Genomic DNA, 17,367 nt, shown 5'->3' with positions numbered 1-17,367 from the left:
TCAAAGAATCCCCAGTCCGGGCGACCGGTCAATTCAGGCGGCCGCCGGCTTCCGTCCGCCCTCCTCCCGCTCTTTGTCCAGGATCGGGAAGAAGGCGTGGCTGATGTGTGTCAAAGGGGTTTCCGAAAAGGACGAACAAAGCTACGGTCCTTGAGATGTACCGGTCACGGTGATCCGGTGGTACGACGTACCCGCCGGGCCGGTACCCCGCCCCACCGTCCCGCACCCGCCCCGCATCTGCACCCGCCCCACGGCGCGACGGCGCGCGCCTGTCACACACCGTCATCCTCCGGAGGACATCCGTGCACAGGAAACGGCTCAGACTCCGCAAGTCCCTCGCGCTGCTGACGAGTTCACTGCTCGCCGGAGCCACCCTCGCCCTCACCGCCCCGCCCTCGGGCGCCGCCCCGCCTCCGGCGAACGCGCCGGGCAGGCCCCCGCGGCGGAGGACTTCCAGCAGGTCACCCTCGCCAAGGGCGTGGCCGAGACCGGCGAGCCCATGACCCTCGCCGTGCTGCCCGACCGCTCGGTCCTGCACACCTCGCGCGACGGCACCTTACGCATCACCGACGCCGCCGGGAACACCGAGGTCTCCGGGAAGCTCCCCGTCTACTCGCACGACGAGGAAGGTCTCCAAGGCGTCGCCGTCGACCCGGACTTCACCGACAACCGGGCGGTCTACCTCTACTACGCGCCCAAGCTCGACACCCCCGGCGGCGACGCCCCGGACAACGGCAGCGCGGAGGACTTCGCCCCGTACGAGGGCGTCAACCGGCTCTCCCGCTTCGTCCTGAACGAGGACGGCACGCTGGACACCGCCAGCGAGAAGAAGGTCCTCGACGTCCCCGCCACCCGCGGCATCTGCTGCCACGTCGGCGGCGACATCGACTTCGACGCCGAGGGGAACCTCTACCTCTCCACCGGCGACGACTCCAACCCCTTCGCCTCCGACGGCTACTCGCCCCTCGACGACCGCGCGGACCGCAACCCGGCCTACGACGCCCGCCGCACCTCCGGCAACACCAACGACCTGCGGGGCAAGATCCTGCGGATCAAGGTCGCGGACGACGGTTCGTACACGATCCCGGACGGCAACCTCTTCGCCCCGGGCACCGAGAAGACCCGCCCCGAGATCTACGCGATGGGCTTCCGCAACCCCTTCCGGATGAGCGTCGACCGGCCCACCGGCATCGTCTACGTCGGTGACTACGGCCCCGACGCGGGCGCCGCCGACCCGGACCGCGGCCCGGCCGGCATGGTCGAGTTCACCCGCGTCACCGCCCCCGGCAACTTCGGCTGGCCGTACTGCGTCGGCGACAACGAGCCCTACCGGGACTACGACTTCGCCACCGGCACACCCGGTGAGACCTTCGACTGCTCCGCGCCCCGCAACACCTCCCGGCACAACACGGGCCTCACCGAGCTGCCCGCCGCCCAGCCGGCCTGGATCCCGTACGACAACGGCTCCGTACCGGAGTTCGGCTACGGCTCCGAATCCCCGATGGGCGGCCCCGTCTACCGCTACGACGCGGACCTCGACTCGCCGGTCAAGTTCCCGGAGGCCTATGACGGGGACTTCTTCGCCGGGGAGTTCGGCCGCCAGTGGATCAAGCGGATCGAACACGGCGCGGACGGGACGGTCGAGTCCATCAACGACGTCCCCTGGTCCGGCACCCAGATCATGGACATGGCCTTCGGCCCGGACGGGGCCCTGTACGTCCTCGACTACGGCCTCTCCTGGTTCGGCGGCGACGAGAACTCCGCCCTCTACCGCATCGAGAACGCCACCGGCGGCCACTCGCCGGTCGCCGAGGCCGCCGCCGACCGCACCTCCGGCCAGGCCCCGCTGAAAGTGAAGTTCTCCGCCGAGGGCACCAAGGACGCCGACGGCGACGAGCTGACCTACCACTGGGACTTCGGCGACGGCGCCACCTCGGAGTACGCCGACCCCAACCACACCTACCGCGAGAACGGCACCTACACCGCCACCGTCACCGCGACCGACCCCTCGGGCCGCTCGGGCTCCGCGAGCGTCCACCTCACCGTCGGCAACACCGCCCCGACCGTCACCCTCGAACTCCCGGGCGACGGCCAGCTGTTCACCTTCGGCGACGAGATCCCGTTCAAGGTGACGGTGACCGACCCGGAGGACGGCGAGATCGACTGCTCGAAGGTCGAGGTCACGCACATCCTCGGCCACGACAGCCACGGCCACCCCGTCACCTCGGCCAAGGGCTGCTCCGGCACCCTGAAGACCTCGGCGGACGGCGAACACGACCCCAACGCCAACATCTTCGGGGTCTTCGACGCCGCGTTCACGGACAACGGCGGGGGCGGCCAGCCCGCGCTCACCGGCAACGACCGCAACGTCGTCCAGCCGAAGCACCGCCAGGCCGAGCACTACGGCGACACGCAGGGTGCCGAGACCACCGAGCGCGAGGGCGCCCACGGCGGCCGGGTGGCCGGTTCCCTGGACGACGGTGACTGGATCGCCTTCGAACCGTATCTGCTGGCGGACGCCACCGGTCTCACCGCGCGGGTCGCCTCCGGCGGCGCGGGCGGCACGCTCGAGATCCGCAGCGGCTCACCGGCCGGCACCCTCCTCGGCTCGGCGGAGGTCCCGGCGACCGGCGGCTGGGAGAGCTACGAGGACGTCACCGCCGAACTGACGGGGGCGCCCGGGAAGACCACGACGCTCTACCTGGTCGCCAAGGGCTCCGGTGACGGCCCGCTGTTCGAGGTGGACGACTTCACCTTCAGCACCGGCTGAACGGGTCGGTGCCGGGGCTGGGCCCGGGCCCGACCGGCTCCTGACCGGCCGGGACGGCGATGAGCCGGCCCGGCCGGGGCCCGCACCGAACGGTGGGCGGTCCGTGAGGACCGCCCACCCCGGAGTACCCCGCACCACCGCACACCCGCACCACCACGCACCCCACGTCACGTAGCACCGCACCGCCGCACCACACAGGACGCACCGCGACCCGGCCCGCCGCCCTCCGGCGGCGGGCCGCCGACCGCACCACCGGCCGACCCCGCGCCCAGGGCGGACGGCCCGGCCCCACCGCCCCGGGAACACCCGGGCCGGGGCCGCACCCGCCTCGCCGCCCGGAGGAAGGAGCACCCCCATGCACCCCCGCACCCGGCGCCCGTCCCCTCACCCCCGCCCGCCGCCAGGCGGCCACCCACCGCACCGCCCTCCCACCACCGGCCCTCCGCAACACCCCCGGCCGCTGGGCCGCGCTGCTGCTCTCCGCCGTGCTTATGCTCGGCGCCATGGCCCTTCCCGGCAGCGCGGCGCCGCAGCGCGCCGCCGACGACGACAGCACGCGGATCCTGGTCTTCTCCAAGACGGCCGGCTTCCGCCACGACTCCATCCCCGACGGCATCGCCGCCGTCCAGGACCTCGGCGCGCGGAACGGCTTCCTGGTCGACGCCACCGAGGACGCCGCCGCCTTCACCCCCGAGAACCTCGGCCGCTACGACGCCGTCGTCTTCCTCTCCACCACCGGAGACGTCCTCGACGCGGAGCAGCAGCGGGCGTTCGAGGGCTACATCGGCAGCGGCGGCGGCTACGCCGGCGTCCACGCGGCCGCCGACACCGAGTACGACTGGCCCTTCTACGGCGGCCTGGCCGGCGCCTACTTCGAGAGCCACCCGGAGATCCAGCCCGCCACCGTCCTCGTCGAGGACCGGGCCCACGCCGCCACCGCGCACCTCGGCCCCACCTGGGACCGCACCGACGAGTGGTACAACTACCGCACCAACCCCCGCGACACCGCCCGGGTGCTCGCGAGCCTGGACGAGTCCTCGTACCGCGGCGGCACCATGGACGGGGACCACCCCATCGCCTGGTGCCAGGAGTACGAGGGCGGCCGCGCCTTCTACACCGGCCTCGGCCACACCAAGGAGTCCTACACCGAACCGGCCTTCCTCGCCCACCTCCTCGGCGGCATCCGCTACGCCACCGGCGACGCGGCGGCCGACTGCCGGCCCGAGACCGGCTACACCCCGCTCTTCGACGGCACCGGCGCCGGCCTCGACGCCTGGCGCCAGGCCGGCCCGGGCTCCTTCATCCCCGACGGGACCGACGGCTCCACGCTCACCTCCTCCGGCGGCATGGGCCTCCTCTGGTACGGGGAGCGGGAGTTCGCCGCGTACTCGCTCAAGCTCGACTGGCGCATGTCCGGCGACGACAACTCCGGCGTCTTCGTCGGCTTCCCGGCCTCCGACGACCCCTGGACGGCCGTGGAGCAGGGCTACGAGATCCAGATCGACGCCAGCGACGCACCCGACCGGACCACGGGCGCCGTCTACGGAGTCCAGTCCGCCGACATCGAGGCCCGGGACGGGGCGCTCAACCCGCCGGGTGAGTGGAACACCTTCGAGATCCGGGTCGAGGGCGAACGGCTGCGGGTATGGCTGAACGGCGTCCTCGTCAACGACTTCACCAACACCGACCCGGCGCGCAGTCTCCGCGAGGGCCACATCGGCCTGCAGAACCACGGCGACGGCGACGAGGTGTCGTTCCGGAACATCCGGATCAGGGAACTCCCGGACGGAGGTGGGCAGTAATCCCACGGTGGCCCGGGACGGCCGGGCCACCGCTCAGCCCCGTCCCGGCGCACCTGCCGGGTCCGGGCCCCGGGCCGGGGCCCGGCCAGGGAGCCACGGGAGTGATCCCGAGGCATTCCGTCCGCCCGTAACAGCCCGTTCCACCGGGCCGGTTCACCGGTCCACCGTTGACGAGTTCACCGCCTCACGCGTTCACCGGACTCACGATTCACCGAGTCCACCGGCCCGCCCGGCTCGTTCCGCACCGCCGCACCGCCGCACCGCCGCACCGCCGCACCGCCGCACCGCCGCACCGCCGCACCGCCGCACCCGTGCCCGCCGGCCGCACAGCGCACGCCGCGCGCCGCACAGCGCCCGTTCCCTGGGAGGCAGCCAGTGACGAACAGCCCGACCCTCCGGCCCCGGCCACGGCGCCGCCCGCCCCCACGGCGAGGGCGGCAGCCGGGACGGTCACCCGAGCACGGCCCGGCCGTCCCGGCGGCGGGCGGCGGCGCGTCGTCCACCCGGTTACCGGGGAGCGGCGGACACCGCACCCGCACGCCGGTCCGGGCCGGGGCGACGGCCCGCACCGGCCCCGCACCGGCGTGTGGCTGATCGGGGCGCGGGGGTCCGTCGCCACCACGACCGTCGCCGGCGCCGCCGCGCTCGCCGCCGGACTGCACCCGCCGACCGGCATGGTCACCGAGACCCCGCCCTTCGCCGGCAGCGGCCTCCCCCCGCTGGACAGCCTGGTGTTCGGCGGGCACGACACCCACGCCTGCCCTCTCCCGAAGCGGGCTGAGGCGCTCGCCGAGGGCGGTGTGCTGCCGCACGGCCTGCCCGCCGCCGTCCGCGCCGAACTCGCCGCCGCCGACGCGGCGATCCGCGCCGGCGGCCCGCAGCCCGGCGAGACCCGGAGCGACGAGGAGCTGATCGCGGACTTCGCGGCCGACCTCAGCGCGTTCGTCCGGGAGCACGGACTCGCCCGCGCCGTCGTCGTGAACGTCGCCTCCACCGAGCCCGCGCCCGGCCCCGGCGACGACCGGCTGCCGCCCAGCTCCCTCTACGCCGCCGCCGCACTGCGCGCCGGCTGCCCGTACGTCAACTTCACGCCGTCCACGGGGCTGCACCACCCGGCCCTCGCCGGGCTCGCGGCCGCGTCCGGACTGCCGTACGCGGGCCGGGACGGCAAGACCGGCCAGACCCTGCTCCGTTCCGTCCTGGCGCCGATGTTCCTGCAGCGCGCCCTGACCGTACGGGCCTGGTCCGGCAGCAATCTGCTCGGCGGCGGCGACGGCGCGGCCCTGGCCGACCCGGCCGCCGCGGCCGCCAAGAACGCGGGCAAGGAACGGGTCCTGGCCGACACGCTCGGCACGGTGCCCGAGGGCGAGGTGCACATCGACGACGTACCGGCGCTCGGCGACTGGAAGACCGCCTGGGACCACATCGCCTTCGACGGCTTCCTCGGCTCCCGGATGGTCCTCCAGACCATCTGGCAGGGCTGCGACTCGGCGCTGGCCGCCCCGCTCGTCCTCGACCTGGCCCGGCTGGCGGCCGCCGCGCACGCCGCCGGGATGTCCGGCCCGGTGCCTGGCCTCGGCTTCTACTTCAAGGACCCGGACGACGGCCCGGCGGGCCTCTCCGAGCAGTGGCGTGACCTGCTGACCCTCGCCGAGCGGCTGGGGGCGGACGGATGACGGAACCGGGCCGCTTCCCGGGGCGCGCCAACGGCCGCGCCCCGGCGGGCCGCACCCCGCACATGACGGAACTGAGCAGACCCACGGACGGGCCCGGCCACCCGGACCGGCCCACCGCCCCGGGCCGGTCGGAGCCGGGTCCCGCGCCGGAACCGGGCCCCGCCCGGGAGCCGGGGCAGGGAGCGGACTCCGGCCCGGCCGAGGGCGGACGGGACGTCGCGGGCCGGGCACCCGTCCCAGGGGATTCCGGCACCGCCGGGAGCGGTCCCGGCGGGCCCTCCGGGCACGGGGCCCGGGTGGACGGTCCCGGCCGGCGACCCGGGGAGGTGCCCGGAGAACCGGCCGGTGCCCCTCCACCGGCCTCCCCCACACCCGGGATGGGGAAGGACGGGACGGGCGCCGCCGGACACCCGGGACCCTCAGGACCCGGCGACACCGTGGACGGCGAGCCCGGGGCCGGCGGGACGGCTCCGGACCCTTCCGTGAACGGCCGCGGCGGCCCGTCCCCGGCTCCCGAGGACGGTGCGGCACGCGGACAGGACCGGCAAGGCCACGCTCCGCCCGGGCAGGGTCCCCCCGAGCGCGAGGCCGGCGGAATCGACTCCTCCGCAGACGGTGCCGTTCGGGCCGCGTCCGGTGGCGCCGCAGCCGCGGCGGGCGCCGGCACCTCCGAGGCCCCGGCGACAGGATCCGCGCTCGCAGGGGCATCGGACGCCGCCCCGCCGAGCCCGGACAAGGACCCGAACGAGGAGCGGAACCGGCCGTCGGACCGGGGCTCGTGCGGCAGCCGGAACCAGGGCCGGGCCTGGGCCGAACTGCTGCGCGTCCCGGCGGTGTTCAGCGTTCCCGGGGACGCCCTCGCGGGCGCGGCGGCCGCCGGGCACCGCGCGAACCGCGGCACCGCCCTGGCCGTCTGCGCCTCCCTCTGCCTCTACGAGGCGGGCATGGCGCTCAACGACTGGGCCGACCGTGCCCTCGACGCCGGGGAGCGCCCGCACCGCCCGATCCCGTCCAGCCGGATCGCGCCCGGGGCCGCCCTGGGAACGGCGGCCGGACTGACGGCGGCGGGGCTGGGCCTCGCCGCGGCGGCGGGCCGCCCGGCCCTGGCCACCGCCACCACCCTGGCGGGCACCGTGTGGGCCTACGACCTGTGGCTGAAGAACACCCCGGCGGGACCGGCCGCCATGGCCGCGGCCCGGGGCCTGGACCTGCTCCTCGGCACCGCTGCCACGGCCACGGCAGCCGCCCGTGCCGATGCCGCCGCCCCGCGCCCGTCCCGTGGACGACTGCTCCCCGTGCGCGCCCGGACCGGAAGGCCGGGGACAGGGCCGGGGACGGGGAACGGCGCCGCGCGGGTGACGCGCCAGGCGCTGACCTCCGCCGCGCTGCTCGCCGCCCACACCTACGGCGTCACCCTCGTCTCCCGGCGCGAGACGACGGGCGGTTCGACGGCGCTGCCGCTCGCCGCACTGGCCGCCGTGGGCGGTATCGCCCGCTCCGCCGGTCGCAACCCCGCGCCGGACAGGGCGAGTTGGCTCGACGCGCCGCGCCGCCGGGGCTCCCGGGTGTCCGCCGGACCGCCCCCGCGCCGCCCAGCCCCACCGCCCCCGCGCCGCCGGACCGCGGCCCGCCCGCGCCGGGCGGTGACCGCCATTCGGCCGGTGCCGCGTTCGCCGCCCTGTACGGCGCCACGGCCGCGCGCCCGCTCCTCCACGCCGCGCTGAACCCCTCGCCGCACTTCTACCAGCGGGCCGTGGGCGGCGGCATCCGCGCCATGATCCCGCTCCAGGCGTCGCTCGCGGCCCGCGCGGGGCGGACCGGAACCGCCACCGCCCTGCTCGCACTGGTGCCGCTGGCCCGCCGGCTGTCCCGGAAGGTGAGCCCCACGTGATCTCCACGCCCGACCCGTCCGCACACCACCCCGGGACCGGCCGATCCGGCGGGGCCACCGGGGCCACGGGTGCCGGCCGAGCCGCCGGGGCCGACCAGGCGGGTGGAGCCGCCGCGACCGGTCGAGCTGCCGCGGACCCCGAAGCCACCGGGACCGACCGAGCCGAGCGATCCAGCCGAACCGGTGCGGCCGGTGCGGCCGGTGGAGCCACCGGGCCCCGCCGAGCCGCCGGATCCTCCGGAGACCCCGAAGCCACCGGGGCCGCGGGGGCGCGGAACCCGGCCGCCGCGGACGAACCGGCACCGCGCTTCGCCTACGGCACCAACGGCCTCACCGATCTCCGTCTCGACGACGCCCTCGGCCTCCTCGCCGATCTCGGCTACCAGGGCGTCGGGCTGACGCTCGACCACATGCACCTCGACCCGCTCGCACCCGACCTGGCCGCCCGCACCCGCCGGGTGGCACACCGACTCGACCGCCTGGGCCTGTCCGTCACCGTCGAGACCGGCGCCCGGTACGTCCTCGACCCGCGCCGCAAGCACCACCCCACCCTGCTGGACCCGGACCCCGAGGCGCGGGGCGCCCGTATCGCCCTGCTGCTCAAGGCGGTCCGGGCCGGGGCGGACCTCGGCGCGCACGCCGTGCACTGCTTCAGCGGCGTCGTCCCGCCGGGGGTGTCCGAGGACACCGCCTGGCAGCGCCTCGCCGAGTCGATGGCCCCGGTCGTGGACGCCGCCGCGGCCGCCGGAACCCCGCTCGCCGTCGAGCCCGAACCCGGCCATCTCCTCTCCGACATCGCCGGATTCCATCGGCTGCGCACGGCACTCGGCGCCCCGGACGCCCTCGGCATCACCCTGGACATCGGCCACTGCCAGTGTCTCGAACCGGAGCCGCCCGCCGCCTGCGTACGGGCGGTCGCGCCCTGGCTGCGGCACGTCCAGATCGAGGACATGCGGCGCGGGGTCCACGAGCATCTCCCCTTCGGGGAGGGCGAGATCGACTTCCCGCCGGTGCTCGCGGCGCTGCGCGCGGTGGGGTACGGAGGGCTGGTCGGCGTCGAACTGCCCCGCGACTCCCACCGGGGCCCCGAACTCGCCCGCTCCTCCCACGACTTCCTCGTACGGGCGGACGCCGAGGCCCGGGCACGCCACGCCGGCCCGGCGGACACCGCCCGCCCCTGCAGACCGGGCCGCCGGCCCCGCCCGCCGCGCCCCACCCGGCCGGCCGCGTGCCCGGGCGGCACGCGGGACCGCGTTCGCTCCCCGGCCGCCCCTCCAGGCTCTCCGGCTCCGCGACAGGAGGAGGACGCTGATGCCATCCGGCTCCACCCCGGGCCGTCCCACCGCGACCGAGACGGCAACCGAAGCCGCACCCGGAACCGAGACCGGCACCGGCACCGGCACCGGCACCGGCAAAGAAACAGGCACCGGGACCGGCCATTCCGGATCCGCCGACTCGCCCGTCACCAACTCCGGTGACGGCGCCCCCGGTTCGGCCGGCCCAGGCACCGCCGACCCCGGTGACGCCCACGCCGCATCCGGCGTCCCCGAGACCGCGAACCCCGGATCAGCCGAAGCCGGATCCGCCAGTCCCGGGTCAGCCGGCGCAGGGTCCGCCGCCCCCGGCCTCGCCGAACCGCGCGAGCGTCTCCGCGCCCGCCTGTCCGCCCCGGCACGGGAATGGCTGAACGCGGCTCTTGCCGCGGCGGAGGCGGCGGCGGAAGCCGCGGTCGCCGGACGTGCCCCCTCACACCCGGCGCCGGGCTCCGCGGCCGGAGAGGCCCAGGCGCCACCGGCCCGGACCCGGCTCCCGGCCTGGGAACTCCGGTTCGCCGCCGCCGGACGCCACATCGGCCGCGACCCCGGCGCCCGCGCTCGCCCCGGACCGGCCCCGGCCTCCGGCCCGGGCGCACGCACCGACTCCGCCGGCCGCACCGACTCCGATACCCGTCCCGGCCCGGCCACCGCCCCCGGTCCGGCCGCCCCCGCCGATCCCACCGGCCCGCCCGAATCCGTCGGCGTCACCGACCCCACCGGCCTGTCCGGGGCAGCCGGCCTCACCGGCCTCGCCGGGCTCACCGACCCCACCGACACCGCCCGTGTCCTCCTCCTCCGCGCCGCCCGCGCCACCCCCGGCACGCTCGACCGCCTCTACCACCAGGGCACCGCCGCCGAGCGCCGTGCCGTCCTGCTGGCTCTGCCGTATCTCCCGGGCACCGGGCCCGAGGCCGTCCCCCTGATCGAGGACGCGCTCCGGGCGAACGACACCCGGCTGATCGCCGCCGCCGTCGGCCCGTACGCGGCGCGGCACCTCGCCCCGCACGCCTGGCGGCACGCCGTGCTGAAGTGCCTGTTCACCGAGGTGCCGGTCGCCGCCGTCGCCGGTCTCGCGGGCCGGGCCCGCGGCGATGCCGAGCTGGCCCGGATGCTCACCGACTACGCCCGCGAGCGCACCGCGGCCGGCCGCCCCGTCCCTCCGGACCTCCACCACGTCCTGGCCCTGACGGCACCGGGGACGGAGACCGAGACGGGGACGGAGCCGGAGCCGGCCGCGACCGAGCCGTCCCCCACGGAGCCCGCCGCGACAGAGGAGCCCTGACCCAGCGATGCGTATCTTCGACCCGCACATCCATATGACCTCGCGCACCACCGCCGACTACGAGGCCATGTACGCGGCGGGCGTCCGCGCCGTCGTCGAGCCGTCCTTCTGGCTCGGCCAGCCCCGCACCGCACCCGCCAGCTTCTTCGACTACTTCGACGCGCTCCTCGGCTGGGAGCCGTTCCGCGCCGCCCAGTACGGCATCGCGCACCACTGCACGATCGCCCTCAACCCGAAGGAGGCCAACGACCCGCGCTGCGCCCCCGTCCTGGACGAACTGCCGCGCTATCTCGTCAAGGACTCGGTCGTCGCCGTCGGGGAGATCGGCTACGACTCGATGACGCCCGCCGAGGACGCCGCCCTGGAGGCCCAGCTCCAGCTGGCCGCCGACCACGAACTGCCCGCCCTGGTCCACACTCCGCACCGCGACAAGGCCGCCGGCCTCCGCCGCACCCTCGACGCCGTCCGCGCGTCGGACCTGGCTCCCGGACTCGTCCTGCTCGACCACCTCAACGAGACGACCGTCGACGAGGCCCGGGACAGCGGCTGCTGGCTCGGCTTCTCCCTCTATCCCGACACCAAGATGGACCCCGCCCGCATGGTCCGGATCCTCCGCTCCCACGGCACCGAACGCATGCTCGTCAACTCCGCCGCCGACTGGGGCCGCAGCGACCCTCTGACGACCCGGCAGGCCGGCGACGCGATGCTCGCCGCCGGATTCACCGAGGACGAGGTCGACCAGGTCCTGTGGCGCAACCCCGTGGCCTTCTACGGGCAGAGCGGCCGGCTCGACACGGCCGCCCCCGGCCCGGCCGCGGGCGCCGCCACCCACGAGGGCAACTCCATACTCCGGGGAGGCTCCTGACCCGTGCGCTTCCGGCATCCCGACGGCTCGACCGTCCACCTCGCGTACTGCACCAACGTTCACCCGGCGGAGACCCTCGACGGCGTGCTCCGCCAGCTCCGCGAGCACTGCGAACCCGTACGCCGCCGCCTCGGCCGGGACCGGCTCGGCATCGGCCTCTGGCTGGCCCGCGACGCCGCCCGCGCGCTCGTCGCCGACCCGGCCGCGCTGCGCACCCTCCGCTCCGAGCTCGACCGCCGCGGCCTGGAGGTCGTCACCCTCAACGGCTTCCCGTACGCGGGCTTCGGCGCCGAGCGGGTCAAGTACCGCGTGTACCGCCCCGACTGGACGGAACCGGAACGCCTCGGCCACACCACCGACCTCGCCCGCCTCCTCGCCGGGCTGCTCCCCGACGACGAGCCCGAGGGCACCATCTCCACCCTGCCCCTCGCCTGGCGCACCCCCTACAACGCCGCCTCGGAGCGCACCGCCCGCCGGGCCCTCACCCTGCTCGCCCAGCGGCTCGACGCCCTCCAGGACCTCACCGGCACCTCCATCCGCATCGGCCTCGAACCGGAACCCGGCTGCACCGTCGCCACCACCGCCGACGCGGTGACCGCGCTCAGTGGCCGGGGATGCCCGCCGTCCCACCGCATCGGCGTCTGCGTGGACACCTGCCACCTCGCCACCGAGTTCGAGGAACCCGGCCCGGCCCTGGACGCGCTCGCCGGGGCGGGCATCCCCGTCGTCAAGGCTCAGCTGTCGGCGGCGCTGCACGCCGATAACCCCGGACGGGAGGACGTACGGGCGGCTCTCGCCACCTTCGCCGAACCGCGCTTCCTCCACCAGACCCGCACCCGCACCCGGTCGGGGGAGGTCACCGGCACCGACGACCTGGACGAGGCCCTGGGCCTGCCCGCCGAACCGCCCGCCCGGAGCGACGGAGCCGGCAGCCCCACCCCGGCCCTCCCCGCCCCGGGCCTCCCCGCCCCGGCCCTCCCCACCCCGGCCCTCCGCCCCCGCTCTCCCCACCGCCGGCCCCTGGCGGGTCCACCTCCACCCCCCTGCACGCCGCACCGCTGCCCCGCTGACCTCGACCCTCCCCGTCCTCCGCGACACCCTCACCCGGCTCGTCGGCGGCCCGGCGCCCCTCACCCGCCATCTGGAGGGGAGACCTACACCTGGCAGGCCCTGCCGCCCGAGCTGCGCCCCCGTTCCCGGGCCCGGCTCGCCGAGGGCATCGCCGCCGAACTCTGCCTCGTGCGCGACCTGTTGACCGACCTCGGCCTCAAGGGGCTGCCGTGACCCCGCCGGTACCCCGGGCCCCGCCCGCAGCACCCCGACGACGCGGGCGGGTTGGCCCCGCCGTCTGCTCGTCCTCGACGTCGTCGGCCTCACCCCCCGGCTCCTCGCCCATATGCCCAACCTCCGCGAGCTGGCCGAGACCGGCGACCGCGCGCCCCTGAAGACCGTCCTCCCGGCGGTCACCTGCGCCGCCCAGTCGACGTTCCTGACCGGAGCCCTGCCCGCCGAGCACGGCATCGTCGGCAACGGCTGGTACTTCCGCGAGCAGGGCGAGGTGCTGCTGTGGCGGCAGCACAACGGTCTCGTCGGCGGCGACAAGCTCTGGGACGCGGCCCGCCGTGTGCATCCCGGCTACACCGTCACCAACGTCTGCTGGTGGTACGCGATGGGCGCCGACACCGACATCACCGTCACCCCGCGCCCCGTCTACTACGCCGACGGCCGCAAGGAACCGGACTGCTACACCCGCCCCACCGGCCTCCGCGACGAACTCACCGAGAAATTCGGGACGTTCCCGCTCTTCCACTTCTGGGGCCCCGGCGCCGATCTCAGCTCCAGCCGGTGGATCATCGACGCCACCCGCCACCTCATGCGCACCCGCCCCACCGACCTCACCCTCTGCTACCTCCCGCACCTCGACTACGACCTCCAGCGGTACGGCCCCGACGACCCCCGCTCCCACGCCGCCGCCACCGCCCTCGACACCGCCCTCGTCCCGCTCCTCGACGAGGCCCGGGCCGCCGGGGCGACGATCGTCGCGCTCTCCGAGTACGGCATCACCCGCGTCAGCCGCACCGTCGACATCAACCGCGCCCTGCGCCGCGCCGGCCTCCTGGAGGTGCACACCCAGGACGGCATGGAGTACCTCGACCCCTGGACCTCCCGCGCCTTCGCCGTGGCCGACCACCAGCTGGCGCACGTCTACATCCGCCGCCCCGGCGACCCGGGGGAGACGGCCGCCGTCCGCGAAGCCCTCACCGGCCTCCCCGGCATCGCCGAACTCCTGGACGACGAGGGCAAGAAGGCCCACGGTCTGGACCACCCGCGCTCCGGCGAACTGGTCGCCGTCGCCGAACCCGACGCCTGGTTCACGTACTACTACTGGCTGGACGACGCCCGCGCCCCCGACTTCGCCCGCCTCGTGGAGATCCACCGCAAACCCGGCTACGACCCGGCCGAGCTGTTCATGGACCCGGAGGACCCTTACGTGCGGCTGCGCGCCGGGGCCGCGCTGGCCCGCAAGAAGCTGGGGATGCGCTACCGGATGGCCGTCGTCCCCCTCGATCCGTCACCGGTGCGCGGCAGCCACGGCCGCCTGCCGGACCGGGAGGAGGACGGCCCGGTGCTGATCTGCTCCCGCCCGGGCGCCCTCCGCGCCGAAGGCGGTCCCGTCGAGGCCACCGCCGTCAAACCCCTCCTCCTCCGTCTGGCCGGCCTGACCTGACCTGACCGGCACCCTCGCGCGCCCCGACCCGGCGCCGCGCCCCTCACCCCGTCCTCCTCCCGACAGGAGCGTCACCGTGAAGAACGACTCCGAACTCGCCCAGCGCCTCCGCCGCCGCGGATTCCTCGGCGTCGCCGCCGGAACCACCGCCGCCGCCCTCCTCGGCTCGGCGGGTGCCGGAACGGCCCGCGCCGCGGAGGCCGGCACCCCCGCCGGAGCCTCCGCCCGCGGCGGCCGCGGCAGGCCGCTGCTGCCGCCCGGCCGGCTCGGCGTGCAGCTCTACAGCCTCCGCGACCAGGTCTCCACGGCCGGCTTCGCCCGCGTCTTCGCGGAACTGAAGGAGTACGGCTACGACGAGATCGAGTTCGCCGGCTACACCCAGGGCACGGCCGGCCCCATCACCCTCCCCGAGCTCCGCCGCCTGGTCCGCGACAGCGGCCTCCGGGCCGTCGGCAGCCACGTCGGCTACTACTCCGACGACCCCGCCGCGTACACCTTCGCCACCAGCCTCGACCGGGTCCTGGACGACGCCGCCGAGCTGGGTCTGAAGCACATCGGCACGGCCAGCGGGCCCTTCCGCTACGGCGACACGGTCGACGCCTGGAAGCGCGCCGCCGAGGACTTCAACACCTACGGCGCCGCGGCCAGGGAGCGCGGCATCACCTTCTACCAGCACAACCACGCCGAGGAGTTCTCCTTCGCGAGCGACCGCCCGGACGTCCGCCTCTACGACGTGCTGCTCGCCGAGACCGACCCCCACCTCGTCTCCCTCGAAATGGACATCTACTGGGCCTACTGCGCCCAGTTCCGCTTCAGCGTCCGTCCGGACGGCAAGCCCGCGCCGTTCGACCCGATCGACTACGTCCTGAAGCAGCCGCACCGCTATCCGCTCTTCCACGTCAAGGACGGCGAACACGACCCGTCCACCCGCGACGGCTACCGCATGACGGACGTCGGCGACGGCGACATCGACTACCAGCGCTTCATCGGCGGCGTCGAACGCCTCTCCCGCCACCGCTCGCACCACTGGATCGCCGAACACGACAACCCGGCCGACTCCCTCTCCTTCGCCCGCCGCTCGGCGGACCACCTGCACTCCCTGCGCGCGAAACGGGACTGCTGAGGCGCGGCTGTGCCCGCCGCCGCCCCGCCCGTCGCCGCCCGTCCGTCACCGCCGGTCCGGGCGGTCCGCCGGGCGGGGCGGCGGCAGGTATGGCGTGGTCACCGGCCGCGCAGTGCTCCGAGCAGCATCGGCAGCGTGGCGTACAACTCCCGCTCCCAGTAGGCCGGGGCGTGCGTACCGCGGAAGAAGTGCGTGCTGACCCGTACCCCCTCCTGCTGGAGCCGGTACGCCACCGCCCGGGACTCATCGCCCATGATCGACTCGGACAGGGAGATCACCTCCCGGGGGAAGAGCCGCGCCAGCTCCTCGAACCCGGGGATGTCCTCGTCCGGTTCGACGTCCGGCGGGTCGAGACGGCCCGGTGTCCCGTCACCGGCGGCGATGTGGACCCTGACGCCCCTGAGCCGCCGCGCCAGGTGGTACGGGTCGTTGGCCTCCCAGATGTGCCGCTGCCGCACCGGGTCGCCCCAGATCCGCCGCCACTCGACACCCAGGTACTCCGCCCCGCACACGACCGCGTCCGGATACATCAGCGGATGCAGAAACCCGCTGTAACTCGCCGCGGCGCGGAACATCCCCGGGTGGCGCGCCGCGTACTTCACGGCCCCGTACCCGCCCTGCGACTCCCCGGCCACGGCACGGCGCGCGCCCGCCCCGTAGTCCCGCTCCAGCAGCGGCCGCAGCTCCATCAGATGGAAGGACTCCACGGCCGGGGGGCCGCCCGTGCCGCCGTTCCACCAGTCCGTGTAGAAGCCGTAGAAGGGCATCGACGGCATCACGACGAGCACCTTCCGCACGGAGGGCTCGTGCTGGAGGCCGTACTCGTCGGTGAAGGACAGATGTTCCGCGTTGCCGCCGGGCAGCAGCCACAGCACGGGCCAGCGGTCCCGGGGGCCGCGCTCGTCCCACCCGTCGGGGACGAGCAGCCGCACCTCGGCGGTGCCGCCCAGGGCGGGGGAGCGGACGGTCAGATCGACGATCCGCTCCCCGGCCCGCCGCTCCCGGACGACCCGCGTGCCGCCGTGCCCGTCGGAGGGTACGGAGCCGGTACCGGAGCCGGGATACGGGACCGGACCGGCGTCGGCCCGGACGGGCCCGGCGGCACCGAGCAGCGGCGGCACCACCAGACCGGACACGGCGGTCGCGGCGGCCGTGCGGAGGATACGGCGGCGGGGCGGTGATGAGGACACGGGCGTCTCCGTTCGGAGCTGGGGGGATGGTCGGTCCTCATGCTCGGCAAGCCACCGCCCCACCGGCACCGGGACACCCCGGACATCCACCCCCGGATACCCCCGTCGGCTCCCTCGGGGAGCCTCGGGCGGCGGGGCCGGGCCCCAGGCCGCCCGGGGTCGCGGCCGCCCGTCGTCCCGGGGCCACGGGGCGGCACACCAGGACATCCCGTCATCACGCGGAGTGACGGACACGGCACGCCAACGGCCGGCCGGCCCGGTCTGCGGACCGCAGGTCCAGACCTGATCACTCACCGTCATAGCGGCAGGTCACCGCAGGCGCGGCGCCCCCCCGCCCGCTCGGCATACGAAGGTGAAACACACCCGGAACCCCTGGTATCGTTGCTGTCGTCGCCGCGGGAAACCGAGGCGCTCACCTTGTCCGGGTGGCGGAATGGCAGACGCGCTAGCTTGAGGTGCTAGTGCCCTTTATCGGGCGTGGGGGTTCAAGTCCCCCCTCGGACACCAGCCAGAACCCCACGGTCTCCTCGAAGACCGTGGGGTTCTTCGCGCGCGGTGACCGCCGGGCCCGGGTGGGCATCCTGGCTCGTGCGCTGTCCCGCTGCCCGCCTGCCTCAACGCGCACCGGGCAGCACGAACGGATCCGCCGGACGAGGGCACCCGGCCGGGGAGGTCACTGAGCAGGGGAATGAAAGCGGAACCGGATGTCCGGGCACCTCCACGG

The 17,367-nt window shown here is 75.4% G+C and carries 7 protein-coding genes, 1 tRNA gene and 4 pseudogenes; 11 read left to right on the top strand and 1 reads right to left on the bottom strand.

Annotated elements, in window-relative coordinates; translation table 11 throughout:
- Positions 1-302: 302 nt before the first annotated feature.
- The 10 genes and pseudogenes from E4N63_RS06025 (at position 303) to E4N63_RS05970 (ending at position 15,453) form a co-directional block, all read left to right on the top strand.
- Positions 303-2,770, top strand: a pseudogene (locus E4N63_RS06025) (PQQ-dependent sugar dehydrogenase).
- A 503-nt stretch (positions 2,771-3,273) separates the two neighbouring features.
- Entirely contained in the window at positions 3,274-4,572 is a 1,299-nt protein-coding gene (locus tag E4N63_RS06020) for a ThuA domain-containing protein (RefSeq protein ID WP_230240143.1), read from the top strand.
- A gap of 584 nt (positions 4,573-5,156) precedes the next feature.
- Positions 5,157-6,248 carry an inositol-3-phosphate synthase gene (locus E4N63_RS06015; protein ID WP_125626639.1) on the top strand — a complete coding sequence of 364 codons (1,092 nt, stop codon included), beginning with the start codon at positions 5,157-5,159 and terminating at the stop codon, positions 6,246-6,248.
- An 815-nt stretch (positions 6,249-7,063) separates the two neighbouring features.
- Positions 7,064-8,139: pseudogene (locus tag E4N63_RS06010) on the top strand (SCO3242 family prenyltransferase).
- Between the two features lie 287 nt (positions 8,140-8,426).
- Positions 8,427-9,296, top strand: a pseudogene (locus tag E4N63_RS06000) (sugar phosphate isomerase/epimerase family protein); the annotation flags it as partial.
- A 691-nt stretch (positions 9,297-9,987) separates the two neighbouring features.
- Positions 9,988-10,737: an EboA domain-containing protein gene (locus E4N63_RS05990; protein WP_374112858.1), complete on the top strand. Its 750-nt coding sequence runs from the start codon at positions 9,988-9,990 to the stop codon at positions 10,735-10,737.
- Positions 10,738-10,744: 7 nt separating this feature from the next.
- Positions 10,745-11,602 carry a TatD family hydrolase gene (locus E4N63_RS05985; protein WP_230240142.1) on the top strand — a complete coding sequence of 286 codons (858 nt, stop codon included), beginning with the start codon at positions 10,745-10,747 and terminating at the stop codon, positions 11,600-11,602.
- A gap of 3 nt (positions 11,603-11,605) precedes the next feature.
- Positions 11,606-12,886, top strand: a pseudogene (gene eboE, locus E4N63_RS05980) (metabolite traffic protein EboE).
- 64 nt (positions 12,887-12,950) lie between these two features.
- Positions 12,951-14,330, top strand: a complete 1,380-nt coding sequence (locus E4N63_RS05975; protein WP_230242369.1) for an alkaline phosphatase family protein — start codon at positions 12,951-12,953, stop codon at positions 14,328-14,330.
- Between the two features lie 76 nt (positions 14,331-14,406).
- Positions 14,407-15,453, top strand: coding sequence for a sugar phosphate isomerase/epimerase (locus tag E4N63_RS05970; RefSeq protein ID WP_230240141.1), 1,047 nt, complete (start codon positions 14,407-14,409; stop codon positions 15,451-15,453).
- A 98-nt stretch (positions 15,454-15,551) separates the two neighbouring features.
- Here the strand turns inward: E4N63_RS05970 and E4N63_RS05965 are convergent, their stop codons facing one another.
- Entirely contained in the window at positions 15,552-16,643 is a 1,092-nt protein-coding gene (locus E4N63_RS05965; RefSeq protein ID WP_230240140.1) for an alpha/beta hydrolase family protein, read from the bottom strand.
- 419 nt (positions 16,644-17,062) lie between these two features.
- Between E4N63_RS05965 and E4N63_RS05960 the strand changes: the two genes are divergently transcribed.
- A tRNA-Leu gene (locus E4N63_RS05960) sits at positions 17,063-17,150 on the top strand.
- Positions 17,151-17,367 lie beyond the last annotated feature (217 nt).

It is taken from the genome of Streptomyces sp. MNU89, from assembly GCF_020982505.1.
Classification (GTDB): Bacteria; Actinomycetota; Actinomycetes; order Streptomycetales; family Streptomycetaceae; genus Streptomyces; species Streptomyces xinghaiensis.
This window is presented reverse-complemented; position numbering and strand designations above follow the sequence as displayed.